General features: G+C 42.0%; 25 protein-coding genes and 2 other annotated features. All 25 genes read right to left on the bottom strand.

Going from position 1 to position 25,435, the window contains the following annotated elements; genetic code table 11:
• Positions 1-52: 52 nt before the first annotated feature.
• Positions 53-2,131, bottom strand: a complete 2,079-nt coding sequence (gene fusA / locus MHB79_RS00715; protein WP_050945820.1) for an elongation factor G — start codon at positions 2,129-2,131, stop codon at positions 53-55.
• Positions 2,132-2,185: 54 nt separating this feature from the next.
• The gene (gene rpsG, locus MHB79_RS00710; RefSeq protein WP_003216884.1) at positions 2,186-2,656 is read right to left on the bottom strand and encodes a 30S ribosomal protein S7; all 471 of its coding nucleotides are present in this window, start codon (positions 2,654-2,656) and stop codon (positions 2,186-2,188) included.
• Positions 2,657-2,776: 120 nt separating this feature from the next.
• Positions 2,777-3,196, bottom strand: a complete 420-nt coding sequence (gene rpsL, locus MHB79_RS00705; RefSeq protein WP_003216962.1) for a 30S ribosomal protein S12 — start codon at positions 3,194-3,196, stop codon at positions 2,777-2,779.
• A gap of 112 nt (positions 3,197-3,308) precedes the next feature.
• A complete protein-coding gene (locus MHB79_RS00700; protein ID WP_003216985.1) occupies positions 3,309-3,557 on the bottom strand; it encodes a 50S ribosomal protein L7ae-like protein in 249 nt (82 codons plus the stop codon).
• A gap of 145 nt (positions 3,558-3,702) precedes the next feature.
• On the bottom strand, positions 3,703-7,302 hold the full coding sequence (gene rpoC, locus MHB79_RS00695; RefSeq protein ID WP_050945821.1) for a DNA-directed RNA polymerase subunit beta': 3,600 nt from the start codon (positions 7,300-7,302) through the stop codon (positions 3,703-3,705).
• A gap of 61 nt (positions 7,303-7,363) precedes the next feature.
• The gene (rpoB, locus tag MHB79_RS00690; RefSeq protein ID WP_003217223.1) at positions 7,364-10,945 is read right to left on the bottom strand and encodes a DNA-directed RNA polymerase subunit beta; all 3,582 of its coding nucleotides are present in this window, start codon (positions 10,943-10,945) and stop codon (positions 7,364-7,366) included.
• Between the two features lie 255 nt (positions 10,946-11,200).
• Complete coding sequence (locus MHB79_RS00685; protein ID WP_034620762.1) at positions 11,201-11,806, bottom strand: class I SAM-dependent methyltransferase; 606 nt, start codon at positions 11,804-11,806, stop codon at positions 11,201-11,203.
• A gap of 96 nt (positions 11,807-11,902) precedes the next feature.
• Positions 11,903-12,268 carry a 50S ribosomal protein L7/L12 gene (gene rplL, locus MHB79_RS00680; protein WP_003216952.1) on the bottom strand — a complete coding sequence of 122 codons (366 nt, stop codon included), beginning with the start codon at positions 12,266-12,268 and terminating at the stop codon, positions 11,903-11,905.
• A 41-nt stretch (positions 12,269-12,309) separates the two neighbouring features.
• Positions 12,310-12,810 (bottom strand): 50S ribosomal protein L10, encoded by a 501-nt coding sequence (rplJ, locus tag MHB79_RS00675; RefSeq protein WP_003217048.1) that lies wholly within the window; start codon positions 12,808-12,810, stop codon positions 12,310-12,312.
• A gap of 69 nt (positions 12,811-12,879) precedes the next feature.
• Positions 12,880-13,020 (bottom strand) — a sequence feature (ribosomal protein L10 leader region).
• 48 nt (positions 13,021-13,068) lie between these two features.
• On the bottom strand, positions 13,069-13,767 hold the full coding sequence (gene rplA / locus MHB79_RS00670; protein WP_003217271.1) for a 50S ribosomal protein L1: 699 nt from the start codon (positions 13,765-13,767) through the stop codon (positions 13,069-13,071).
• A gap of 99 nt (positions 13,768-13,866) precedes the next feature.
• Positions 13,867-14,292, bottom strand: a complete 426-nt coding sequence (rplK, locus tag MHB79_RS00665; protein ID WP_003216956.1) for a 50S ribosomal protein L11 — start codon at positions 14,290-14,292, stop codon at positions 13,867-13,869.
• Positions 14,293-14,463: 171 nt separating this feature from the next.
• Positions 14,464-14,997 (bottom strand): transcription termination/antitermination protein NusG, encoded by a 534-nt coding sequence (gene nusG, locus MHB79_RS00660; RefSeq protein WP_003217197.1) that lies wholly within the window; start codon positions 14,995-14,997, stop codon positions 14,464-14,466.
• Positions 14,998-15,167: 170 nt separating this feature from the next.
• Positions 15,168-15,344, bottom strand: coding sequence for a preprotein translocase subunit SecE (gene secE / locus MHB79_RS00655; RefSeq protein ID WP_003216942.1), 177 nt, complete (start codon positions 15,342-15,344; stop codon positions 15,168-15,170).
• A gap of 35 nt (positions 15,345-15,379) precedes the next feature.
• Positions 15,380-15,529: a 50S ribosomal protein L33 gene (gene rpmG / locus MHB79_RS00650; RefSeq protein WP_340988671.1), complete on the bottom strand. Its 150-nt coding sequence runs from the start codon at positions 15,527-15,529 to the stop codon at positions 15,380-15,382.
• Positions 15,530-15,605: 76 nt separating this feature from the next.
• Entirely contained in the window at positions 15,606-16,262 is a 657-nt protein-coding gene (sigH, locus tag MHB79_RS00645; protein ID WP_003217132.1) for an RNA polymerase sporulation sigma factor SigH, read from the bottom strand.
• A gap of 63 nt (positions 16,263-16,325) precedes the next feature.
• Positions 16,326-16,838 (bottom strand): ribosome-dependent mRNA decay endonuclease Rae1/YacP, encoded by a 513-nt coding sequence (rae1, locus tag MHB79_RS00640; RefSeq protein WP_003216949.1) that lies wholly within the window; start codon positions 16,836-16,838, stop codon positions 16,326-16,328.
• Between the two features lie 2 nt (positions 16,839-16,840).
• On the bottom strand, positions 16,841-17,590 hold the full coding sequence (rlmB, locus tag MHB79_RS00635) for a 23S rRNA (guanosine(2251)-2'-O)-methyltransferase RlmB (protein WP_003217141.1): 750 nt from the start codon (positions 17,588-17,590) through the stop codon (positions 16,841-16,843).
• Positions 17,574-18,005 (bottom strand): Mini-ribonuclease 3, encoded by a 432-nt coding sequence (locus tag MHB79_RS00630; protein ID WP_003217007.1) that lies wholly within the window; start codon positions 18,003-18,005, stop codon positions 17,574-17,576. The genes rlmB and MHB79_RS00630 overlap by 17 nt, the downstream gene beginning before the upstream one ends.
• Before the next feature lie 3 nt (positions 18,006-18,008).
• Entirely contained in the window at positions 18,009-19,409 is a 1,401-nt protein-coding gene (cysS, locus tag MHB79_RS00625) for a cysteine--tRNA ligase (protein WP_003217177.1), read from the bottom strand.
• Positions 19,406-20,059: a serine O-acetyltransferase gene (gene cysE / locus MHB79_RS00620; RefSeq protein WP_012008691.1), complete on the bottom strand. Its 654-nt coding sequence runs from the start codon at positions 20,057-20,059 to the stop codon at positions 19,406-19,408. Before cysE ends, cysS begins: the two co-directional genes overlap by 4 nt.
• A gap of 81 nt (positions 20,060-20,140) precedes the next feature.
• Positions 20,141-20,372: a binding site (T-box leader), on the bottom strand.
• Entirely contained in the window at positions 20,372-21,823 is a 1,452-nt protein-coding gene (gltX, locus tag MHB79_RS00615; RefSeq protein WP_003217162.1) for a glutamate--tRNA ligase, read from the bottom strand. It overlaps the preceding feature by 1 nt.
• 94 nt (positions 21,824-21,917) lie before the next feature.
• Positions 21,918-22,394 carry a 2-C-methyl-D-erythritol 2,4-cyclodiphosphate synthase gene (gene ispF, locus MHB79_RS00610; RefSeq protein ID WP_003216928.1) on the bottom strand — a complete coding sequence of 159 codons (477 nt, stop codon included), beginning with the start codon at positions 22,392-22,394 and terminating at the stop codon, positions 21,918-21,920.
• 3 nt (positions 22,395-22,397) lie between these two features.
• Complete coding sequence (gene ispD / locus MHB79_RS00605; protein WP_003217158.1) at positions 22,398-23,087, bottom strand: 2-C-methyl-D-erythritol 4-phosphate cytidylyltransferase; 690 nt, start codon at positions 23,085-23,087, stop codon at positions 22,398-22,400.
• A 13-nt stretch (positions 23,088-23,100) separates the two neighbouring features.
• The gene (locus MHB79_RS00600) at positions 23,101-24,201 is read right to left on the bottom strand and encodes a PIN/TRAM domain-containing protein (RefSeq protein ID WP_003217214.1); all 1,101 of its coding nucleotides are present in this window, start codon (positions 24,199-24,201) and stop codon (positions 23,101-23,103) included.
• Positions 24,202-24,354: 153 nt separating this feature from the next.
• Positions 24,355-25,434, bottom strand: a complete 1,080-nt coding sequence (disA, locus tag MHB79_RS00595) for a DNA integrity scanning diadenylate cyclase DisA (RefSeq protein WP_050945822.1) — start codon at positions 25,432-25,434, stop codon at positions 24,355-24,357.
• Position 25,435: the final 1 nt, after the last annotated feature.

The following is a 25,435-nucleotide window of genomic DNA, read 5'->3' as shown; positions in this document are numbered from 1 at the left end:
TCACTTTCTGATCTTCAATAGTAGTTATACTTTAGTTTAAAGGCAAAATCAATTATTCACCTTTATTTTTTTTGATGATTTCTTCACTAATGCTCTTAGGCACTTCTTCGTAGTGATCCATGTGCATAGTGAAAGTACCGCGTCCTTGTGTGTTAGAACGGAGTGAAGTTGCATATCCGAACATTTCAGAAAGTGGAACCATTGCGCGAACAACTTGAGCGTTACCGCGAGCTTCCATACCTTCTACACGTCCACGACGAGATGTGATATCACCCATGATGTCTCCCATGTATTCTTCAGGGATAACGACTTCTACTTTCATCATTGGCTCAAGTAGAACTGGGTTACATTTGCTGACAGCATTTTTCAACGCCATAGATGCAGCAATTTTAAACGCCATTTCGTTCGAGTCAACATCGTGGTATGATCCATCAAATAATTTAGCTTTGATGTCGATTAATGGGAATCCAGCTAATACACCATTTTCAAGTGAATCTTCAAGACCTGCTTGAATAGCTGGAATGTATTCACGAGGAACAACCCCACCGACGATTGCATTTTGGAATTCGAAGCCTGCGCCTTCTTCGTTTGGTTCGAATTCGATCCAAACGTGTCCGAACTGACCACGTCCACCAGACTGACGTACGAATTTACCTTCAACTTTTGCACCAGAACGGAATGTTTCACGGTACGCAACTTGAGGAGCACCTACGTTAGCTTCAACCTTGAACTCACGCTTCATACGGTCAACAATGATATCAAGGTGAAGCTCACCCATACCAGAGATGATCGTTTGACCAGTTTCAGGGTTTGTTTGTGTACGGAATGTTGGATCCTCTTCAGCTAGTTTAGCTAAAGCGATACCCATTTTATCTTGGTCAGCTTTTGATTTAGGCTCGATTGCTACATCGATAACTGGCTCTGGGAATTCCATAGACTCAAGGATAACAGTATCTTTCTCGTCACAAAGAGTGTCACCAGTAGATGTATCTTTAAGACCAACAGCTGCTGCGATATCCCCTGCATATACAGTAGAGATTTCTTCACGGCTGTTTGCGTGCATTTGAAGGATACGTCCAACACGCTCACGCTTGTTCTTAGAAGAGTTCTTCACGTATGAACCTGAAGCAAGTGTTCCAGAGTATACGCGGAAGAAAGTAAGTTTCCCAACATAAGGGTCAGTCATAACTTTAAATGCAAGAGCTGCGAATGGTGCGTCATCAGTAGACTCACGAACAACCTCTTCATTTGAATCTGGCAGGATACCTTTGATTGCAGCAACATCAGTTGGTGCAGGAAGGTAATCAAGCACAGCATCAAGTACAAGCTGAACACCTTTGTTTTTGAAAGCAGATCCAACAAGAACTGGGTAGAATTCAACATTCAACGTTCCTTTACGGATTGCAGCTTTCAATTCAGGAATTGTAATTTCTTCACCCTCAAGGTATTTTTCCATAAGCTCTTCATCAAGCTCAGCGACAGCTTCAATAAGGCTGTTACGAAGCTCTTCAGCTTTGTCTTTATACTCAGCAGGGATTTCTTGTGCATCAGAGCGAGTTCCAAGGTCATCTTCGTAGAAGTATGCTACGTTATCTACAAGGTCGATGATTCCTTCGAATTGATCTTCAGCGCCGATCGGCAATTGAATTGCATGAGCGTTCGCTTGAAGACGATCTCTTAATGTGCCTACAGAGTAAAGGAAGTCCGCACCGGTTTTATCCATTTTGTTAACGAATACGATACGAGGTACTCCGTAAGTTGTTGCTTGGCGCCAAACTGTTTCAGTTTGTGGCTCTACACCTGATTGTGCATCAAGAACTGCTACCGCACCATCAAGTACACGTAAAGAACGTTCAACTTCAACAGTGAAGTCTACGTGTCCTGGTGTATCGATGATGTTTACACGGTAACCTTTCCATTGTGCTGTAGTAGCAGCAGAAGTGATTGTAATACCACGTTCTTGCTCCTGCTCCATCCAGTCCATTTGGGAAGCTCCTTCGTGAGTTTCACCAATTTTATGGATACGACCAGTGTAGTATAAGATACGCTCAGTCGTTGTCGTTTTACCAGCATCGATGTGAGCCATGATACCAATATTACGAGTTTTGTCTAAGGAGAACTCTCTTGCCATTGGGTAATTTCTCCTTCCTTATTAGGGAATAGTTTTTTTAGTTTGGTATAAATCCTACCAGCGGTAGTGAGCGAATGCTTTGTTCGCTTCTGCCATTTTGTGTGTATCTTCACGTTTCTTAACAGCAGCACCAGTGTTGTTAGCTGCGTCAAGGATTTCGTTAGCAAGACGCTCTTCCATCGTTTTTTCTCCACGAAGACGAGCGTAGTTTACTAACCAGCGAAGACCTAAAGTAGTACGACGGTCTGGGCGAACTTCTACAGGAACTTGGTAGTTAGCTCCACCTACACGACGTGCTTTAACTTCAAGAACTGGCATGATGTTTTTCAAGGCTTGTTCGAAAACCTCCATCGCTTCATTACCAGTACGTTCTTTGATGATATCAAATGACTTGTAGAGAATTGTTTGTGACTTTCCTCTTTTACCGTCGATCATCATTTTGTTGATCAAACGAGATACAAGTTTAGAATTGTAAATTGGATCTGGCAATACGTCTCTTTTTGCTACAGGACCTTTACGTGGCATCTGATAGCCTCCCTTCTCATTTAAAAGGATTTCTATCTGTCTCTCATCTCAATATCATTGTCAGTTGCCTGACTCCACTGATCTGATATCAACTTCTAAAAACCCTTATGTTTGTTTGTATTATTTACTTTGTTTAGGGCGTTTTGTTCCGTATTTAGAACGTCCTTGCATACGACCGTCAACTCCGGCAGTATCAAGCGCACCACGAACGATGTGGTAACGTACACCCGGTAAGTCTTTTACACGTCCGCCACGGATAAGTACTACACTGTGCTCTTGTAGATTATGACCGATACCAGGAATGTAAGCTGTTACCTCAATCAGGTTAGACAAACGTACACGAGCATATTTACGTAGTGCTGAGTTTGGTTTTTTCGGTGTCATTGTGCCGACACGAGTACAAACCCCGCGCTTCTGTGGAGATGTTACGTTAGTGTGCTCTTTTTTGAAACTGTTGTATCCTTTGTTAAGTGCAGGAGACTTTGAGTTTTCAACTTTACTCACGCGTCCTTTGCGTATTAGCTGATTAATTGTAGGCATGTTGTTATTCCTCCCTTCGTTGCTTTTTTTATAACCCACATACCCAGGTGGTTCATTAAAAGGCAAAAAACAATGCTTTTGCATTTACACATGCAAAAACAAAACAAGTACGCTATAACATAATGGCAACAGCTGCTGCCCCAACTTCAATTCCGCAGGCTTTGCCGAGCTTTTTCATGGAATCTACCACTAAAATGTCTACACCCTTCTCTTGCGCTAGTTTTGTTACACTAGCTGTTAAAGCAGGATCAGCATCTTTCGCTACGACGATTTCCTTTACTGAATCTCGTTTCAGAGCTTTTACTGTTTGCTTCGTACCAATAATAATGGATTGAGCCTGTGATACTTTATCATAAGACATCGAATATCCTCCAAAGTAACAGGTTTTATTTTGAGCACCTTGGTTATATTATCATCATGGCAGAAGGATGTCAATATCATATGACAGATTATCTTGACATCCTTCACCATTTTTTGATGATTTTATAGGAATCTCACGAGAAAGATTACTCTACAGGCACCATATCGTCAGACGGTTGCACTTGTGAAACTGGCTTAACTTTACGGTAGTTTGGCATTCCTGTTCCAGCTGGAACAAGTTTACCGATGATAACATTCTCTTTCAAGCCAAGCAGTTCATCACGTTTTCCTTTGATCGCCGCATCTGTTAGGACACGAGTCGTTTCTTGGAAGGATGCTGCAGACAAGAATGAGTCTGTTTCAAGCGATGCTTTTGTAATACCAAGAAGAACTGGGCGGCCTGTTGCAGGGCGCTTGCCTTCGAATAGTACTTTTTTGTTCGCTTCAGTGAATTGATGTACATCAAGAAGTGTGCCTGGTAATACATCTGTATCCCCTGCATCAGCGACACGCACTTTACGAAGCATTTGGCGAACCATTACCTCAACGTGCTTATCTCCGATTTCTACCCCTTGCATACGGTATACTTTTTGTACTTCATGAAGCAGATATTCTTGAACAGCTGTCATGTCAGTCACTTTAAGAAGTTCTTTCGGATCGATCGAACCTTCTGTCAGTACTTGACCACGAGTAACTTTGTCACCTTCAACAACTTTCAGACGTGCATTGTAAGGAGCTGTGTAAGAGCGAGTTTCAACGTCGCCTTGAACCACAATTTCCTGCTGCTTGTCACGAACATCGTTAATTTCAGCAACGACACCATCAATTTCAGAAATCGTCGCTTGCCCTTTCGGATTACGCGCTTCAAATAGCTCTTGGATACGAGGTAAACCTTGTGTGATATCGTCTCCTGCTACCCCACCGGTGTGGAACGTACGCATTGTAAGCTGTGTTCCTGGCTCACCGATTGATTGAGCAGCGATGATTCCAACTGCTTCACCGACTTCAACGTCAGTACCAGTTGCAAGGTTACGGCCGTAGCATCGTTTACATACACCATGAGGCGTGTTACATGTAAATGCAGAACGGATCCATACTTCCTCAATTCCTGCTTCAACTACTTCAAGTGCTTTATCTTCATCAATTAGTTCGTTTTCGCCAACAATGACTTCGCCCGTTTCAGGATGAACAATTGGTTTTCTTGCAAAACGTCCAATTAGACGTTCTTCAAGTTTCTCAATAATTTCATTTCCTTCTCTAATGGACTTTGCCAAGATACCACGGTCTGTACCGCAATCTGTTTCACGGATGATAACATCCTGTGCAACGTCGACGAGACGACGCGTGAGGTAACCTGAGTCAGCTGTTTTAAGGGCTGTATCGGCAAGACCTTTACGCGCTCCGTGAGTGGAAATAAAGTATTCCAATACGGTTAAACCTTCACGGAAACTAGATTTGATCGGAAGTTCAATGATACGTCCAGCCGGGTTGGCCATCAGACCACGCATACCAGCCAGCTGAGTGAAGTTAGATGCGTTACCACGCGCCCCGGAATCACTCATCATGTAGATTGGGTTGACTTCATCAAGGGACTTCATCAGTTTACCTTGGATGACATCTTTAGAAGAACTCCAGATCGAAATGACTCTCTCGTAACGCTCTTCTTCAGTAATCAAACCACGTCTGAATTGCTTCATGACGTTATCTACTTTTGCTTGCGCTTCTTCGAGGATCTTCTGTTTATCATCTAATACGACGATATCAGACACCCCAACCGTAATACCCGCTTTAGTAGAGTATTTGAAACCAAGATTTTTCATGCGGTCAAGCATTTTAGATGTCTCAGTGATATGGAATCTCTTAAAGATTTCCGCAATGATTTTACCTAAAATACCTTTTTTGAACGGCGCATTGATTTCTTGTTTCTCAATCGCAGCTTTGACATCTTCACCTTTTTCAAGGAAGAAGCGGTCAGGCGTTTTTTCTTCAATATTGCTCTTTGTCGGCTCATTCATGTAAGGGAATGATTCCGGTAAGATTTCGTTAAAGATTAGTTTTCCAACTGTTGTAATCAACAATTTAGAACGCTGTTCATCAGTGAATGTCACATTCTTCAACGAGTTAGCTGCAACAGCTACACGTGTATGAAGATGCACATACCCATTTTGATAAGCTAGAAGGGCTTCGTTCGTATCTTTGAAGATCATACCTTCTCCGATAGCACCTTTACGCTCAAGTGTAAGGTAGTAGTTACCAAGCACCATATCCTGAGATGGCGTAACAACAGGTTTTCCATCTTTCGGGTTCAAAATGTTTTGAGCAGCAAGCATTAAGATACGAGCTTCAGCTTGAGCCTCAGCAGATAATGGTACGTGAACCGCCATTTGGTCACCGTCAAAGTCAGCGTTGTAGGCTGTACATACAAGTGGATGCAGACGAATTGCGCGTCCTTCCACAAGTGTAGGTTCAAACGCTTGAATACCAAGTCTGTGAAGAGTCGGTGCACGGTTTAGTAAGACTGGATGCTCACGAATCACTGATTCTAAAACATCCCATACTTCCGGCTGCACGCGCTCAATTTTACGCTTCGCACTCTTGATGTTGTGAGCTAAACCTTTTTCAACAAGCTCCTTCATCACGAATGGTTTGAATAATTCAAGAGCCATTTCTTTCGGAAGTCCACACTGATACATTTTCAAATGTGGTCCTACGACGATAACGGAACGTCCAGAATAGTCAACACGTTTACCAAGCAAGTTTTGACGGAAACGTCCTTGTTTCCCTTTCAGCATATGAGAAAGAGATTTCAATGGTCTGTTTCCTGGTCCTGTTACTGGTCGGCCTCTACGTCCATTATCAATCAAGGCATCGACAGCTTCTTGAAGCATACGCTTCTCGTTCTGAACGATGATGCTTGGCGCGCCAAGATCTAATAAACGTTTCAGACGATTGTTACGGTTGATGACACGACGATAAAGGTCGTTTAAGTCAGAAGTAGCAAAACGTCCACCATCAAGCTGAACCATTGGACGTAATTCTGGCGGAATAACCGGAAGTACATCAAGAATCATCCATGATGGTTTGTTTCCTGAGTTACGGAAGGCTTCTAGCACTTCAAGGCGTTTAATCGCACGAGTACGACGCTGTCCTTGAGCAGTTTTCAGCTCTTCTTTCAGTGCATCTACTTCTTTTACAAGATCGATATCTTGAAGAAGTTTATTGATTGCTTCTGCACCCATAGCTGCTTGGAATGTATTACCGTATTTATCTAAATAAGCACGGAATTCCTTCTCAGAAAGAAGTTGTTTCTTCTCAAGCGGTGTGTTGCCAGGATCTGTCACGACGTATGAAGCGAAGTAAATCACTTCTTCTAACGCACGTGGTGACATATCAAGAACAAGACCCATACGGCTTGGGATACCTTTGAAATACCAAATGTGGGAAACTGGGGCAGCCAGTTCGATATGCCCCATTCTCTCACGACGGACTTTTGCCCGTGTTACTTCTACACCACAACGGTCACATACAACACCCTTATAACGAACGCGTTTATACTTTCCACAATGACATTCCCAGTCTTTTTGTGGTCCGAAGATACGTTCACAAAAGAGACCATCTTTTTCAGGTTTCAGTGTACGATAGTTAATCGTTTCAGGCTTTTTCACTTCACCAAAAGACCAAGAACGGATTTTATCAGGTGATGCGAGACCGATGTTCATATACTCAAAATTGTTCACATCTAGCAAGGGGCCTACCTCCCTTTTAATCTTCGGGTTATACCCTAGTCACTTGCTCTAATCGTTTCTGCTATTCTTTTGTGACTGCGTCACGTTCAAGATCGACAGGTGCGAGGTCTGCAGCATCTTCGTCATTAGATAACGCTAATCCGTCTGCTTTCTTCGTTTCCTCATCGTCTTCTAAATCTCTCATTTCTATCTCTTCTTCATCGCCAGATAGGATTTTGACATCCATACCTAAACTTTGAAGTTCTTTAATTAACACTTTGAATGATTCAGGGACACCTGGTTCAGGGACGTTATCCCCTTTGACGATGGCTTCGTATGTTTTCACACGACCCACAACGTCATCCGATTTAACTGTTAAGATCTCTTGAAGTGTGTATGCTGCACCGTAAGCTTCAAGTGCCCATACTTCCATCTCTCCGAAACGCTGACCACCAAACTGTGCTTTACCGCCAAGTGGCTGCTGCGTAACAAGTGAGTATGGTCCAGTTGAACGAGCGTGAAGTTTGTCGTCAACCATGTGAGCCAGTTTGATCATGTACATGATTCCGACTGATACACGGTTATCGAATGGTTCACCAGTTCGACCGTCATAAAGGACTGTTTTCGCATCACGGGACATACCTGCTTCTTCAAGCGTTTCCCAAACATCTTCCTCACGCGCACCATCAAATACTGGTGACGCAATGTGGATGCCAAGGTAACGTGCAGCCATACCCATATGAAGCTCAAGTACCTGACCGATGTTCATACGAGATGGTACCCCTAGAGGGTTTAACATGATATCAATCGGTGTTCCATCTGGAAGATACGGCATATCTTCTTCTGGAAGGATTTTAGAGATAACCCCTTTGTTACCATGTCGTCCAGCCATTTTGTCACCTTCAGAAATTTTACGCTTCTGAACGATGTATACGCGGACTAACTGGTTAACACCTGGAGGTAATTCATCTCCATCTTCACGGTTAAAGACTTTGACATCGTGGATAATTCCGCCGCCGCCGTGTGGAACACGTAGAGATGTATCACGTACTTCACGAGCCTTTTCACCGAAGATTGCATGTAATAGACGTTCTTCAGCTGTTAGTTCTGTTACACCTTTAGGCGTTACTTTCCCTACAAGAAGGTCTCCGTCTTTTACTTCTGCACCGATACGGATGATTCCACGCTCGTCAAGGTTGCGTAAAGCATCTTCCCCAACGTTTGGAATATCACGAGTGATTTCTTCCGGTCCAAGCTTTGTATCACGAGCTTCTGATTCATATTCTTCAATATGGATAGACGTGTAGACGTCATCTTTTACAAGGCGCTCACTCATGATGATCGCATCCTCGTAGTTATAACCGTCCCAAGTCATGAAGCCGACCATGACGTTACGTCCTAGAGCCAATTCACCTTTTTCCATTGAAGGACCGTCTGCAAGGATTTCTCCTTTTACGACTTCATCTCCAACACTTACGATTGGACGCTGGTTGTAGCAAGTCCCTTGGTTAGAGCGGACAAATTTCAGCAAGCTGTATTTGTCTAGGTTTCCTTTGACTTGTTGTCCGTCGACATCTTCATAGCGGCGAACCCAAATATTTTTAGCTTCAACACGTTCTACAACACCTGGGTAACGGCAGATGACAGCAGCACCAGAGTCTTTACCTGATACATACTCCATACCTGTACCAACAATCGGTGATTCCGGCTGCATCAAAGGCACAGCCTGACGTTGCATGTTTGCTCCCATTAGAGCACGGTTAGAGTCATCGTTTTCTAGGAATGGGATACATGCTGTCGCTGCAGAAACAACCTGCTTTGGCGAAACGTCCATGTAGTCAACGCGGTTTCGAGGAACAACGGTGTTTTCTCCTCTGAAACGAGCAATGATATTATCATCGATAAACGAACCATCTTCACCTAATATAGCGTTCGCTTGTGCTACTACGTAGTTATCCTCTTCATCCGCAGTTAAGTAATCGATTCTTGGTGTCACTTTACCTGTTTCGGGATCAACCCGGCGGTAAGGTGTTTCAATAAAGCCGAAACGATTCACTTTTGCAAATGAAGATAGAGAGTTGATCAAACCAATGTTTGGACCCTCTGGTGTTTCAATCGGACACATACGACCATAGTGAGAGTAGTGAACGTCACGAACTTCCATTCCTGCACGCTCACGTGTCAAACCACCAGGCCCAAGCGCTGACAGACGACGTTTGTGCGTCAATTCAGCAAGCGGGTTTGTTTGATCCATGAACTGAGAAAGCTGAGAGCTACCAAAGAACTCTTTGATAGAAGCGATCACAGGACGGATGTTGATCAGTTGCTGAGGTGTGATCGTGTTTGTGTCTTGGATCGACATTCTTTCACGAACAACACGCTCCATTCTGCTTAAACCAATACGGAATTGGTTTTGCAGAAGCTCACCTACAGAACGCAGGCGACGGTTACCAAGGTGATCGATATCATCTGTGTCACCTACACCATGAAGAAGATTGAAGAAGTAACTGATCGATGCAATGATGTCAGAAGGCGTGATGTTTTTCACAGCTTCCTCTACGTATGCATTCCCGATCACGTTGATCACTTGCTCGCCTTCTTGATCAGACGGTGCATAAATCTTAATAGATTGAAGTTCTACTTCATCTTCTACTACGCCACCATTTGGATAAAGCTTTCTAAATCCGATGCCGTTTTCTAAGTATGGAAGAACTTTATCAAGAACTCTTCTGTCTAAAATTTGACCTTTTTCTGCTAGAATTTCACCTGTTTCAGGGTCAACTAACGTTTCAGCCAATTTTTGATTGAACAGTCTATTTTTAATATGAAGCTTTTTATTAATCTTGTAGCGTCCAACATTTGCTAGGTCATATCTCTTCGGATCGAAGAAGCGAGAGTCTAGCAGGCTTTTCGCATTTTCAACAGTTGGCGGCTCTCCAGGACGGAGGCGCTCGTAGATTTCGAGAAGTGCTTTATCCGCATTCTCTGTATTGTCTTTTTCCAGCGTGTTGCGTAAGTATTCATTCTCGCCAATGAGGTCAAGAATCTCTTGATCAGAGCTGAAGCCGAGAGCACGCAAAAGAACCGTAACCGGCAACTTACGTGTGCGATCGATGCGTACATAGACTACATCCTTCGCATCAGTTTCGTATTCTAACCATGCGCCACGGTTTGGAATGACAGTCGCAGTAAAACCTTTTTTACCGTTTTTGTCTACTTTACCACTGAAATATACACTTGGAGAACGTACTAACTGAGAAACGATTACACGTTCCGCACCGTTAATGATAAAAGTACCTGTGTCTGTCATGATTGGGAAATCACCCATGAACACATCTTGGTCTTTTACTTCTCCAGTTTCTTTGTTAATTAAACGAACTTTTACTCTTAGTGGAGCAGAGTAAGTTACATCACGTTCTTTTGATTCTGCTACAGGATACTTAGGATCCCCTAGGCTGTAATCAATGAATTCAAGAGAAAGGTTACCAGTAAAATCCTCAATTGGGGATATATCTTGAAACATCTCTCTAAGACCCTCATCAAGAAACCACTGATAAGAAGAGGTTTGAATTTCAATGAGATTTGGTAATTCTAACACTTCGCTTATGCGTGCGTAGCTTCTGCGCTGGCGGTGTCGTCCATACTGAACTAGTTGACCTGTCAACTGATTCACCCCTCAAATCATGCGTATTATATGTGTAAAAAGTATTTCAGCCTTTCAAATGTCAGTAAAGAAATACTTTTACAAGACAAAAGAAAAAAGGGTTTCTAAAATAAGAAAACCACATCCAAAAACAAATACCGATTTTATTAGTTTTCCCAAATATGCATAATTTATACAAAACAGTTGTTTTTTAAGCCTATTAAGCAAAATATACACATTGGCATTTTATAATGTTAACACAGCTAGGAAACTGCGTCAAACTTTTTTAGCTTTGATAATATAGTAGCCCTTTTTTTTCAATACAACTTCGACTTCTCCAAAGAGCTGTTCTAATTTCTCAATCGCAGATGGTCCGCCCTGCTTTTTCTGAATAACCACCCACAACTCACCTTCCGGCAATAAATGATCAGCACTTTTTTCAAAGATCGCATGTACAACTTTCTTCCCTGCCCGTATTGGGGGATTGGTCAGTATAGAGGCAAAAGCAGCTGATGAATGAACATTCGAGAACAAATCACTTTGATAGATGCGGACATTATCAACGCGATTATGTTTAGCGTTTTCCTTTGAAAGTTCGACTGCTCTTTCGTTCACATCAATCATATGAATGGTGCGGCTCGTCATTTCGTTTGCTAACGATAAGCCAATCGGTCCATAACCGCAACCGACATCTAAGATATCGCCATCCACGTCAGGTTCTTCAAAAGCTTCAATTAAAAGCCTTGAACCAAAGTCGACTTCTTTCTTAGAAAACACTCCACTGTCACTTGTAAAAGTAAAGGTACGGTTTCTCAAGGTGAAGTCCCATGTCTGTTTATTGCTTTTCACTGATGGCTTTTCCGTATAATAGTGGTCACTCATGGTGAATGGACCTCCTCTGGATTCAATCGTTTCAGGAGAATAGAAAAGAAAAAGCCCGCCAGTAAAAGCGAGCTTTCCCAAAAGATTAGGCGAAGATTACTTAACTTCTACAGAAGCGCCAACTTCTTCAAGCTTAGCTTTAAGTTCTTCAGCTTCTTCTTTAGCAATACCTTCTTTAAGTGGTTTTGGAGTGTTGTCAACAAGTTCTTTAGCTTCTTTCAAGCCAAGACCAGTGATTTCACGAACCACTTTGATAACTTTGATTTTTTGGTCTCCAGCACCAGCAAGTACTAGATCAAAATCAGTTTTCTCTTCAGCAGCGGCACCACCAGCTGCAGCTACAGCTACAGGAGCAGCAGCAGTTACGCCAAATTCTTCTTCGATTGCTTTTACTAAGTCGTTTAACTCAAGTACAGTTGCTTCTTTAACTGAAGCAATGATTTCTTCGATATTTAAAGCCATTTGTAATTCCTCCATTTTAAGTTTTTTACGTTAAGTACGCATTAAGCGCCTTGTTCTTCTTTTTGATCTGCAACTGCTTTAGTAGCAAGAGCAAGGTTACGAACTGGAGCTTGAAGAACGCTAAGCAACATAGATAGTAAGCCTTCGCGAGACGGAAGTTCCGCAAGAGCCTTCACTTCTTCTACAGTCGCTACGTTTCCTTCGATGACACCAGCTTTGATTTCTAAAGCTTCGTGGCTTTTCGCAAATTCGTTGATGATTTTCGCAGGTGCGATAACATCTTCGTTACTGAATGCGATAGCGTTTGGACCTGTTAAGAAATCGTTTAAACCTGTTAGTTCAACTTGTTCAACTGCACGGCGAGTCAAAGTGTTTTTGTAAACTTTGAATTCTACGCCAGCGTCACGAAGCTGTTTACGAAGTTCAGTCACTTCAGAAACTGAAAGACCGCGGTAATCTACAATTACAGTAGACATACTGTCTTTAAATTTAGAAGTAATTTCATCAACGACAACTTTTTTTGTATCGATTGCATTGCTCATGGTTACACCTCCTGTACATTGTTTGTGTAACACTTATACCGATCAGGCCATCACGTTCCTAACGAACGGTTCTCCATATAAAAAGCCTCCATTAAGACATGGAGGCTGTATATACAAGCATACGTTAACGTAAGACTGTGACATATACACCTCGGCGGGTTAATTAAGCCATAAGGCCCCTGCTGTCTACGGTATAAATGGACATATTCTATTTTACAACATTTTGATATTATCAAAATGATTGTGATAAGTCAAGATTTATTTTGCAGAGAAAGAAGATGGATCCACTTTCACACCAGGGCCCATAGTAGATGTAACAGAAACGTTTTTCACGTATACACCTTTAGCCGCTGCAGGTTTTGCTTTAAGGATTGTGTCATAGATTGTTGCAAAGTTCTCAACAAGCTTTTCGTCCTCGAAAGAAACCTTTCCGATTGGCGCGTGGATGTTACCAGCTTTATCAACGCGGTATTCTACTTTACCAGCTTTGATTTCATTGATTGCTTTTTCTACTTCGAATGTAACAGTTCCTGTTTTAGGGTTTGGCATAAGACCTTTTGGTCCAAGTACACGACCGATCTTACCAACTTCACCCATCATGTCAGGTGTTGCAACGATTACATCGAAATCGAACCAGCCTTGTTGGATTTTAGTGATGTAATCAGAATCTCCAACGTAGTCTGCTCCAGCAGCTTCTGCTTCTTTTGCTTTTTCGCCTTTAGCGAACACAAGAACGCGTTGAGTTTTACCAGTTCCGTTAGGAAGTACAACTGCACCGCGGATTTGTTGGTCGTTTTTACGAGGGTCTACGCCCAAACGAAAAGCAACTTCTACAGTCGCATCAAATTTCGCTGTATTTGCTTTTTTTGTAAGAGAAACAGCTTCAGCTACATCATACGCTTTAGTACGTTCGATTAGCTTAGCAGCTTCTACATACTTTTTACCTTTTTTAGCCATTATAAAAATCCTCCTTATGTGGTTTTAGCGGAATAACCTCCCACGAATAAGGGTTGCGAACTTGTCAAAACCAAACTCGCAACCCAACAAGACAATAAATTAATCTTCGATGACAATACCCATACTGCGTGCAGTACCTTCAACCATGCGCATAGCTGATTCAACGCTAGCAGCGTTTAAGTCAGGCATTTTTGTTTCCGCGATTTCGCGTACTTTATCACGCTTAACAGTTGCCACTTTATTACGGTTAGGTTCACCAGAACCAGACTCAATACCAGCTGCTTTTTTAAGTAAAACTGCAGCAGGTGGAGTTTTAGTAATAAATGTAAATGAACGGTCTTCAAAAACCGAAATTTCAACAGGAATGATAAGACCAGCTTGGTCAGCTGTACGAGCATTAAACTCCTTACAGAATCCCATGATATTAACACCGGCTTGACCTAGTGCAGGTCCAACTGGTGGAGCTGGGTTAGCTTTTCCAGCAGGAATTTGCAATTTAACAACTTTAACTACTTTTTTAGCCACGAGACACACCTCCTTAAAGTCCGTGATGTGGTAATAGGGGAATCCCCCTCCCACTCAACAACTTCATTCTTTATATGAATGACGAAATAACTAGCTAGCGATCTTGAGCGAACTCAAGACGTACCTTTGCTATATTACCACTTCTATACACTCATTTCAAGCTCTTTTGAATTACAATTTATCGATCTGCGTGAACTCAAGTTCCACGGGTGTTTCTCTACCAAACATATTAACGAATACTTTGACTTTGCTTTTATCGTAATCAATCTCTTCGATAGAGCCTGTGAAGTTCGCAAATGGTCCGTCGATGACCTTGACTGTTTCTTTCAATTCAAAGTCGATTTCTGTTTTGCGTTCTTCAAGACCCATTCTCTTCAGAATGGTTTCAGCTTCGCCTGGCAAAAGCGCTGTCGGCTTTGAGCCTGATCCAGCTGATCCAACGAATCCTGTGACACCTGGTGTATTACGAACAACATACCAAGAGTCGTCAGTCATCACGATTTCCACTAGGACATAGCCAGGGAATACTTTCTTTTTGACAACTTTTTTCTTACCATTTTTAATATCTGTTTCTTCTTCTTCTGGTACAACAACGCGGAAGATCTTATCTTGCATGCCCATTGATTCAACACGCTTTTCCAAGTTCGCTTTTACTTTGTTTTCATAGCCAGAGTACGTATGCACAACATACCAATTCTTTTCCATTTCGTTCAGGACTATTTAGTCCTTCCCTCCCCACATTTCGTAATGTCTATTTGACGAATCTCGAGTACCGGTAAATATTTTCAAGCAATTGAAAAAACCCGTAAAACGGGTTTTTTGGCAAGTCATATTATGATCTATTATAGCACGTTCAGCAGACCATTATTCAAGTATTAATGAATTAATTCGATTAATTGTGAGATTCCTATATCAAGAAAAGAGAAAAAGATTGCAAAGAATACGACTGTTAAAATAACAGTGATTGTGTAACGAATCATTTCGTTTTTCTTTGGCCAGCTGACCTTCTTCATTTCTTTCCCGACACTTTTTAAGAAACTGATAATACGCATTGTAAAAGACCTCCACAGATTAAAGAACGCAAATCTTACTTCGTTTCTAAATGTGTTTTATGTGAATTACAAGTCTTGCAATATTTCTTAACTTCTAATCTTTCAGCTGCTGAAGCATCACTTTTCATTGTCGTATAATTGCGGCTTCCGCAGTCTTTACAGGCTAGAGTAATATTTTTCCTCATATTTACACCTATTTTCTCGACATCATTTCCTTAGTACCTTATCACAGTGTCGAAAAAGCTGTCAATATAGGTTTGATTAGAGACTAATCTCGCGAAGCTCTAAATATTTCTCTAATTTTCTCTTTACTCTTTGGAGTGCGTTATCAATTGATTTCACATGACGGTTTAAATCTTCAGAAATCTCTTGATAGGATCTGCCATCAAGGTAAAGCACAAGAACCTTTCTTTCCAGCTCGCTTAGTAGTTCACCCATCTTCATTTCGATATCATCAAATTCTTCTTTGCTAATGATTAAATCTTCTGGGTTAAGCGCTTTAGCACCGGAAATGACGTCCAATAATGTTCTGTCTGATTCTTCATCATATATTGGCTTATCTAATGATACATAGGAATTTAACGGGATATGTTTTTGGCGAGTAGCTGTTTTAATTGCGGTGATAATTTGGCGGGTAATACATAATTCTGCAAAAGCCTTAAATGAAGTAAGCTTGTCCTCTCTGAAATCGCGGATAGACTTATAAAGTCCGATCATCCCCTCTTGAACAATGTCCTCTCGATCCGCTCCAATCAAGAAATAAGATCTTGCTTTTGCACGTACAAAATTGCGGTATTTCGTTATTAAGTAATCTAGCGCATCACTATCTCCGACATGAACCCTTTCAATGACTTGTTCATCTTCCAACTGGCAAAATTGCTCTCTGATGGATTTATCCTTGCTGTTGTTTAGATTCACTTCGATCCCCCCGACCGCACCTAGATAGAAATATTATACATTAATGGTTGAAATATCGTCAAGCTATTCTAGATTCCCACGCCGCCATTTTTCAAACGTTTTCAATACATCTTCTGACAATTCAATCTTAGATGCTGGTTTATCAGAAGTAATCTTTTTGACTCTCGTTTCAATCTTTCGTTCGATCACTTCAATCTCTCTTAAAAGCTCTCGAGCCGACTTTCGAAGAGCTCCTTGTCCAAAGATTGCCCATTGTTCTGTAAAGTCTGAGGTCGCCACATGAATCTGCGTCCGAATATTATTCAAATCCTGGGCAAGCTTTTCAATCCGCTCATCAGCTGTTTCATTCTCTCTCGTAAAGATGACCTCTACTCGGTGATTGATCCGCTTTTTTTCGATTCCTTTGACCATATGGGCATCGAATACGACAATGACTCGATACCCTGTGTATGCTTGATATTCTGCTAAATTTTGAATCAGTATGTCTCTGGCTTCTTCAAAGCTGTTTTCCTTTAAGTGCTGCAGCCGTGGCCAAGCACCTATCATGTTGTATCCATCGACTAAGAGGATGTCCATCTCTATTCTCCTAACGGATAACGTTTTCGATACACTTCATACATCAATAGACTAGCGGCAACTGACGCGTTTAACGAAGTGACCTTTCCGGCCATAGGCAGCTTAATCAGAAAATCACACTTTTCTTTGATCAATCGGCCAATCCCTTTTCCTTCACTGCCAATCACGAGAGCAAGCGGCATCGTGCCATCAAATTGTCTGTAATCCTGTTTGGCAGACGCATCTGTTCCCGCAACCCAGATTCCTCTTTCTTTCATCTCATCAAGAGCTCTTGAAAGGTTGGTGACTTTGGCAACAGGAATATGTTCAATTGCCCCAGTGGATGCTTTGGCAACGGTTGTCGTTAAGCCGACCGCTCTCCTTTTCGGAATCACAATCCCGTGTGCACCTACAGCATCTGCTGTACGCATAATGGAACCTAAATTATGCGGGTCTTCAATTTCATCTAAGATAAGAAAAAATGGCTGTTCATTCCGCTGTTCAGCGATTTGATATAGATCGTCCAATTCTGCATATTCATATGCTGCTACTTGTGCAACGATTCCCTGGTGCTGACCTGTTACCATTTGATCAAGCTTTTTCCTCGGAACATACTGAATGGTGATATTTTGTTTTTTTGCGAGTTCAATGACCTGCTGGGCTTGTCCTTTTACAGTGTTTTCTGCCATCCAGAGCTTGTATAACTCCCGATCTGACTTCAGTGTTTCAATCACTGCATTTTTCCCAATCACATAATCATGTTGCTGACTCATTTGTCTTCCTCCCTGACGTTCCGATTTCAATCGCCTGACTAATCAGCTCTTCTAAGCGTTCGTCCTGCTTTTCAATAAATAAATAACCCATGAGCGCTTCAAACGCCGTACTATAACGATACGTTTGAACGTCTGTGTTTTTAGGCACTGTGCCTGATTTTGCATTTCTTCCTCTTTTCAGCACCGCTTCTTCTGCTTCAGTGAAAAAGCCTTGCTGCTGTAGCGTAAATAAAATGGCTGCCTGAGATTTAGCTGAAACAATTTTGCTTGCTCGTTTGTGCAGCTCATTTGGTTTTGTCGCCCCCGTTTGGAGGAGGTGATGCCTCACATAGACTTCAAAAATGGCATCACCCATGTAAGCAAGCGCAAGTCCGTTTAACTGTTTACCGTCTTTCAGCTTTTCAAAATTCAACATGACCTATTCTCCTCTTTTCCAGCGAGTACCTTGAGGAGTGTCCTCCAATACAATATTCATGCTCTTTAACTGGTCACGAATTTGATCAGATAGCGCAAAATCACGATTTCTTCTAGCCTCATTGCGTTTTTCAATTAACGCTTCTACTTCTTCATCGAGCGTATGCTTTTCTTCTAATGAAAAGCCAAGAACAGACGTGATTTCTTGGAACAAGCCGATAAATGCCTTGATCACTTCCTCCGAAGTATGATCATTTTCCATATAATAATTCGCCTGTTTCGCAAGTTCGAATAAAACAGAGATCGCATTTGCCGTATTGAAGTCATCATTCATTTCAGAAATAAATGTCGCTCGCTGCTCTTCAACCTTCGCCAGCCATTCAGCATTGTCTTCTGTGATATTCGTGCTGCTCTCGAGGCGATGATGTAAATTGGCATACGACGTTTTGAGCCGGTTAAACGCACTCTTTGTACTCTCTAGTAAATCCATTGAGTAGTTAATTGGATGACGGTAGTGAACCGACAACATAAAGAAGCGAAGCACGTCAGGATCTTGTTCTTTCACAATGTCATGCACAAGCACAAAGTTGCCTAGTGATTTTGACATTTTTTCGTTCTCAATATTAATATATCCGTTATGCATCCAATACTTTGCAAAAGGTTTCCCTGTCAAAGCCTCAGATTGAGCGATTTCATTTTCATGGTGAGGGAAGGTTAAATCCTGTCCGCCAGCATGAATGTCGATCGTATCACCTAAATATTTTTTAACCATGGCCGAGCATTCGATGTGCCAGCCTGGTCGTCCTTCGCCCCACGGGCTATCCCATGAGATTTCTTGATCCTTTGCAGCCTTCCATAAAGCAAAGTCCAGCGCATCTCGTTTCTTCTCACCTACACGAATACGGGCACCTGTCTTCAGTTCATCAATCGACTGGTGAGAAAGCTTTCCGTAGCCTTCAAATGAGCGTGTGCTGTAATACACGTCGCCATCCGCTTCATAGGCGTAGCCCTTTTCAATCAATGTCGCAATAAATGCAATGATATCATCCATATTTTCCGTCACTCGCGGGTGAAGGTCAGCTTTTTTGCAGCCTAGTGCACTGACGTCTTCAAAGTAGGCTTGAATAAAGCGGTCAGCAATCGTCGGGACATCTTCCCCGAGTTCATTGGCTGCTTTGATGAGCTTATCATCCACATCTGTAAAGTTTGAGACAAAGTTCACATCATAGCCGCTGTATTCTAAATACTTACGTACAGTGTCATAAACAATAGCAGGCCTTGCATTCCCGATATGAATGTAGTTATAAACGGTTGGTCCGCACACATACATCTTGACCTTTCCTGGCTCAAGCGGGACGAATTCTTCCTTCTTACGTGTCAATGTATTATAAATATTGATTGTCATGATTGTTCTTCCTTTCTGCTCAATGAAGCTAGCTCACCTTTTAGCTTTTCCATTTCTCGTTCCAATTCTTTGAAACGATCGGAAATTGGATCTGGCAAATCTTGATGATTGAGATCACGATTGATTTTCTTACCATTTTGAACGACGACTCGCCCAGGTATACCGACAACAGTAGAATGGTCGGGTACGTCCTTTAACACGACCGACCCCGCTCCAATCTTGGCTCCTTTTCCGACTGTAATGGAACCAAGCACCTTTGCACCTGTCGCAATGAGCGCATCGTCTAAAATGGTCGGGTGCCGCTTTCCCTTTTCTTTCCCTGTTCCCCCTAATGTCACGCCTTGGAAAACAGTGACGTTGTCTCCAATTTCACATGTTTCCCCAATCACCACTCCCATACCGTGGTCAATGAAGAAGCGCCTGCCAATGGTTGCCGCAGGGTGAATTTCAACCCCTGTGAAAAACCGGCTGACCTGAGAAATGATCCGCGCAAGAAAGTACAGCTTCCGCTTATAAAATGCATGCGCGATACGATGAGCCCAAATCGCATGAAGCCCTGAATAGGTTAGCACTACTTCAATATAGCTTCTAGCAGCAGGATCTTGATCAAACACAGTATCAATATCTTCTTTCAGCATTTTGAAAAACACATGCTCCCCCCGTTCTTCCCCATCAATCTCTCTTCGGACTTGCTCTCTTTTTTGGACAAATAAAAAACGCCTCTGCCATATGACAGAGACGTTTTGAAAACGCGGTTCCACTCTGTTTAGAAAGCCCTCATTTCGCAGCCTTCTCAACTTAATCCCATAACGGAGGGTACCGCCCTTGCATACTAACGTACTCGTGTTCCTCAAGGGTCTTGAGGGTGCATTTCCAACGTCTGCCCATAAGTCTCTTTCAGCCGGTGAAGACTCTTTCTGTGATGGACGAAAACATTGTACTTCTCCCTCGCAACGATTTCCTTATATTTGTTTAATGCGGTTTAATACCGTTTCTTTACCTAGTAGTTCAATACTTTGCGGAAGTTCTGGGCCATGCGTTTGTCCTGTGACAGCCACACGAATTGGCATGAATAGTTTCTTGCCTTTATGCCCTGTTTCTTTTTGTACTGCTTTAATAGCAGCCTTGATTTCATCAGGTGTGAAAGATTCAAGTCGTTCAAGCTGACCAGCAAAAGATGCCATGACTTCTGGTACTTGCTCCTCTGCTAGAACTTCCTTTGCCTCTTGATTATACTCAATTTGCTCCTTAAAGAACAACTCTGTTAACTCAACAATTTCTGCTCCATAGCTTAATTGTTCGTGATACAGAGCAATCAGCTTGCGTACCCACGTGTTTTCTTCGTCTGACAGCTGCTCGCTTACCTTGCCTGCCTTTTGAAGATGCGGAAGCGTTAACGCAACAACCTGATCAAGATCAAGTGCCTTCACGTATTGGTTATTCACCCATTTTAGTTTATGCATATCGAATAGAGCTGGTGACTTAGAAAGTCGGTTTACATCGAAAATGTCGATGAATTGCTCTTTTGTAAACAGTTCTTCTTCGCCCACTGGAGACCATCCAAGTAGTGCAATGAAGTTGAATAGGGCTTCTGGTAAATAGCCCAAGTTTTTATATTGCTCGATGAATTGAATAATGGATTCATCACGCTTGCTTAATTTCTTGCGGTTCTCGTTCACAATCAGCGTCATATGTCCGAATAGCGGAACATCCCAGCCGAATGCATTGAAGATCATAATTTGTTTAGGCGTATTCGAAATGTGATCCTCTCCGCGGAGAATGTGAGTCATTTTCATCAAATAATCATCCACTGCTACAGCGAAGTTATAAGTTGGCGTACCATCTTTCTTCACAATGACAAAGTCACCGATGCCGTCTGTCTCAAATGAAATATCGCCTTTGACCATGTCGTCAAATTTGATAATTTCTCCTTTTGGCACTCGGAAGCGGATGCTTGGCTCTCTTCCTTCAGCAATCAGCTTGTCCTCTTCTTCTTTTGATAAATGACTGCATTTACCAGAATATCGAGGCATTTCACTGCGGGCGATTTGTGCTTCACGCTCTTCCTCTAGCTCTTCAGCCGTACAATAGCACTTATACGCCAAGTCCTTCTCTAGCAGCTCATCATAATACTTTTTATAAATATCATTACGCTCTGATTGTCTGTAAGGGCCGTAGCCGCCATCTTTATCAATGCTCTCATCCCAATCAATACCGAGCCATTGCAGGTGGCGAAGCTGGCTTTCTTCTCCGCCCTCTACATTACGCTTTTGATCCGTATCTTCGATTCGAATAATAAATTTGCCGCCTTGACTGCGTGCGAACAAATAGTTGAAAAGAGCCGTTCTAGCATTCCCAATATGTAAATGACCAGTTGGACTCGGTGCATAACGAACACGCACTTCATTTCCCATGAGTTTAACTTCCTTTCATCTGCATCATGTTGTCTGACACCAATTTTTTATAAACGTATTTTATCATCAAATCCCATTCTCATCAAAATGAGTTTTACTTTTTCTGAAGAAGCACAGTTGCCTGAGAGGCAATTCCTTCGCCTCTTCCTGTAAATCCGAGTTTCTCTGTCGTTGTTGCTTTCACATTCACCTGTGTGACATCTGCCTCAAGCGCTTCTGCAATCTTCTCACACATCGGTTGAATGTAAGGTGCCATTTTGGGCTTTTGCGCCATGATGGTGCAATCAATATTCACAAGTGTGTAGCCTTTTTCCTTTACTAGTGCCCACACATGTTGCAGTAATTTAAAAGAATCCGCATCCTTAAACTCAGGATCTGTGTCTGGGAAATGTCTGCCGATATCTCCTTCAGCAATCGCACCTAGGCAGGCATCTGCCACTGTGTGAAGCAGTACATCAGCGTCTGAATGCCCAAGCAGCCCCTTTTCATAAGGGATGGTGACCCCGCCAATAATCAAAGGTCTTCCCTCTGTTAATTGATGTACATCAAAGCCTTGTCCTATTCTCAACATGATCTAGTACCCTCTTTCCGCATCCATAATTGCCTTGGCAACCAATAAATCATCCGGTGTCGTCAGCTTAATATTGGTGTAATCTCCTTGGACAATATACACGTTTTCACCATGTAATTGTTCCACAAGACTGGCGTCGTCTGTTCCAAGGAAACCGGTCCGCTCTGCATATTCATGCGCCTCTTTTAAAATAGAATGACGAAAAGCTTGTGGGGTCTGGACTGCCCACAAGCTCTGACGTTCAATGGTTTGTTCCACTTTGCCTTCTTGAACGCGTTTGATTGTGTCTTTCACTGGTACCGCTACAACTGCGGAGCCTTTTTCAATCGCTGCTTTAACGAGCAAGTCAATCTGTGTATGCTTAATAAAAGGCCTTGCCCCATCATGAACAAGCACGATGTCCGCATCTTTCACAGCCTTTAATCCTTCGTATACACTTTGCTGACGTTCTTCGCCGCCAGTGACAAGTGAAACAGGCGTTTGAAAAGCGTGTACCTTGAGTAGCCTTTCAAAGTCTTGACGCTCCTCTTCATTGATCGCTAGGATCATGCGTTTGCATTGAGCATGAGCGTCAAACACCTTTAGTGTATGAATAATAACCGGCATTCTTTTCAGCTCAATAAAAAGCTTATTGCGGCCGGCCTTCATTCGTTTCCCCTGCCCCGCAGCCGGAATAACTACTTCATAATACATGTTCGTTCTCCCTTTAGAGCGCCTTCTCCAGAAGTTTTGGCTTCGCAAAAATCATTCTTCCAGCAGCAGTCTGCAGCACACTTGTGACGAGCACATCGATGTCTTTTCCAATGTAATTGCGTCCTTCTTCGACCACAATCATCGTACCGTCATCTAAGTAAGCAACACCTTGGTTATGCTCTTTCCCATCTTTAATGACCTGTACCTTCATTTCTTCCCCAGGCAGCACAACCGGTTTCACCGCATTGGCTAGATCATTGATGTTTAACACTGCTACTTTTTGAAGTTCGCATACTTTATTTAAATTAAAATCATTTGTCACAACAACACCTGAAGTTAATTTAGCGAGCTTCACAAGCTTGCTATCAACCTCTTGAATGTCTTCAAAGTCACCTTCGTAAATTTCAACTTTGATATCTAATTCTTTTTGAATACGATTTAAAATATCAAGACCTCTTCGACCTCTATTTCTCTTTAATACATCAGAAGAGTCTGCAATATGCTGTAATTCCTCGAGCACAAATTGAGGAATGACCATGACACCTTCTAAGAATCCAGTTTGACAAATATCTGCGATTCTTCCATCAATGATAACACTTGTGTCTAAAATTTTCAGCTTTTTATCTTCTATTTCAGGTTCATCATCGGCTGCTCCTTTTTTCTTGGTGACCTTTGCAGATCGGGAGAACAGCCCCATCATTTCATCCTTCTTCTTAAAGCCTACCTGAAATCCAAGGTATCCTAAAAAGAAAGCCAGGAAAATCGGAATAATGGTACCAAAAATATGATATGGGATATTGTTTAGCGGGATCACGTTTACAATAAGATATGCTAGAATAAGTCCAAATACTAATCCGAAACTTCCAGAAATAAGATCAGGAAGAGGCGCCTTTAATAGAGAATCCTCGATCCATTTCACCCAATTAACCACATAGCCTGTGCACCATTTGCCGATGATAAAGAACACAGCGGCTCCTATTAGTGCTGAAGAGTAAGCATTTGTTATGAAAGGTATGTCCTTTACATTTAACAGCAGAAATAACTCTGGAATGATAAAAATCCCTACAACTGCACCAAAAATGATAAAAAACGCCTGAACGATTCTTTTTAACATACCTTCACCTCCTTTATTTTTCATCTGTCAATCCACCCTCACCTGACATTGATATATGTTTAAGTTTCCTATCATAATCAATAGAAAACAAAAGCATCATTAATATACCCATATTCATCCATTTTTAACCGTGTTTAAGAAAAATTTCTCTTCTTACAGCTGTCGGTCGATATAATGTTTTTCTTGCAGCCTTTTTAATCCTTTTTTTATCTTTTTCGCTCTTACTTCTCCAATTCCTTCTACTTCATCCAAATCTTGTACATCCGCTTCCATAATTCGATCTAACACACCGAACGCTTCAACCACGTTTTCGACGATTGGCATAGGCAGTCTAGGGATTTTGTGAAGCAGTCTGTAACCTCTTGTGTACACATATTCGTCAATATTTGTAGAAACTGGATAGCCAAGTAACTTGTACAGAATGGAATCATCTAAAAGCTCAAAGCTCGACATATCTTGGAGCTGCTTAAGCAGAACATATGGATCTTTAATCTTTTCTTTCACATAATCTTTAATAAATAAAGCCGCTTCCTGCTCCATATCTGTAATCAATTCATTGACTTGCAGACGGATCAAATGCCCTTCTGTTCCGAGCTCTTTGATATACATATTGATTTCATTTTTGATTCTGAGCACCATCTCGTAACGATGGAGCACGGATAATACATCACCAAAGGTCACAAGCTCTTCAAATTCTAGGGCGCTTAGCGTAGAAATGGCGTGATCTAAAATGGTTTTATATTTCTCAAGTGTTTGTATCGCTTGGTTGGCCTTCGTTAAAATAAAGCCAATATCTTTCAGCGTATAACGACGATTCCCTTGGTATAAGGTAATGACGTTCCTCCGTTCAGATATCGCAATGATTAAGCAGCCTGTCTGCTTCGCTACACGTTCAGCTGTACGGTGCCTCATGCCCGTTTCCGATGAATGGATCGTTGCATCTGGCATGAGCTGTGTATTCGCATACAAGATCTTTTGACCAGAATCGCTTAAAATAATGGCCCCATCCATCTTAGCCAATTCATATAAATGTGCTGGAGAGAAGGCAGAGTTAATATGAAACCCTCCATCTACAACACTCTTTACTTTGTCGTTATAACCAACAACAATAAGCCCGCCAGTATTTGCCCTCAGGACATTTTCAATCCCAGCCCGAAGAGGTGTCCCTGGTGCCACAAACTGTACGATATCTAAGAGATCGAGTTCTTTCGCTCCTTTTTTCTCTTTTTCCATT

Source organism: Bacillus sp. FSL M7-0558 (assembly GCF_038003245.1).
Classification (GTDB): domain Bacteria; phylum Bacillota; class Bacilli; order Bacillales; family Bacillaceae; genus Bacillus; species Bacillus pumilus.
This window is presented reverse-complemented; position numbering and strand designations above follow the sequence as displayed.

Coding starts and splice junctions, on each gene's coding strand:
- MHB79_RS00685 (WP_034620762.1), bottom strand. CDS start 11,806: ATGAGTGACCACTATTATACGGAAAAGCCATCAGTGAAAAGCAATAAA.
- MHB79_RS00630 (WP_003217007.1), bottom strand. CDS start 18,005: ATGTTGAATTTTGAAAAGCTGAAAGACGGTAAACAGTTAAACGGACTT.
- rplA (WP_003217271.1), bottom strand. CDS start 13,767: ATGGCTAAAAAAGGTAAAAAGTATGTAGAAGCTGCTAAGCTAATCGAA.
- rpsG (WP_003216884.1), bottom strand. CDS start 2,656: ATGCCACGTAAAGGTCCTGTAGCAAAAAGAGACGTATTGCCAGATCCA.
- ispD (WP_003217158.1), bottom strand. CDS start 23,087: ATGTATTATGAAGTAGTTATTCCGGCTGCGGGGCAGGGGAAACGAATG.
- rplL (WP_003216952.1), bottom strand. CDS start 12,268: ATGGCTTTAAATATCGAAGAAATCATTGCTTCAGTTAAAGAAGCAACT.
- rae1 (WP_003216949.1), bottom strand. CDS start 16,838: ATGGACATCCTCTTAGTCGATGGATACAACATGATAGGTGCTTGGCCA.
- rpmG (WP_340988671.1), bottom strand. CDS start 15,529: ATGAGGAAAAATATTACTCTAGCCTGTAAAGACTGCGGAAGCCGCAAT.
- fusA (WP_050945820.1), bottom strand. CDS start 2,131: ATGGCAAGAGAGTTCTCCTTAGACAAAACTCGTAATATTGGTATCATG.
- secE (WP_003216942.1), bottom strand. CDS start 15,344: ATGCGTATTATCAGTTTCTTAAAAAGTGTCGGGAAAGAAATGAAGAAG.
- gltX (WP_003217162.1), bottom strand. CDS start 21,823: ATGGGAAATGAAGTGCGTGTTCGTTATGCACCGAGTCCAACTGGTCAT.
- MHB79_RS00600 (WP_003217214.1), bottom strand. CDS start 24,201: ATGTTAAAAAGAATCGTTCAGGCGTTTTTTATCATTTTTGGTGCAGTT.
- rlmB (WP_003217141.1), bottom strand. CDS start 17,590: ATGAGTCAGCAACATGATTATGTGATTGGGAAAAATGCAGTGATTGAA.
- nusG (WP_003217197.1), bottom strand. CDS start 14,997: ATGGAAAAGAATTGGTATGTTGTGCATACGTACTCTGGCTATGAAAAC.
- ispF (WP_003216928.1), bottom strand. CDS start 22,394: ATGTTGAGAATAGGACAAGGCTTTGATGTACATCAATTAACAGAGGGA.
- cysS (WP_003217177.1), bottom strand. CDS start 19,409: ATGACAATCAATATTTATAATACATTGACACGTAAGAAGGAAGAATTC.
- MHB79_RS00700 (WP_003216985.1), bottom strand. CDS start 3,557: ATGTCTTATGATAAAGTATCACAGGCTCAATCCATTATTATTGGTACG.
- rplJ (WP_003217048.1), bottom strand. CDS start 12,810: ATGAGCAATGCAATCGATACAAAAAAAGTTGTCGTTGATGAAATTACT.
- rpsL (WP_003216962.1), bottom strand. CDS start 3,196: ATGCCTACAATTAATCAGCTAATACGCAAAGGACGCGTGAGTAAAGTT.
- disA (WP_050945822.1), bottom strand. CDS start 25,434: ATGGAAAAAGAGAAAAAAGGAGCGAAAGAACTCGATCTCTTAGATATC.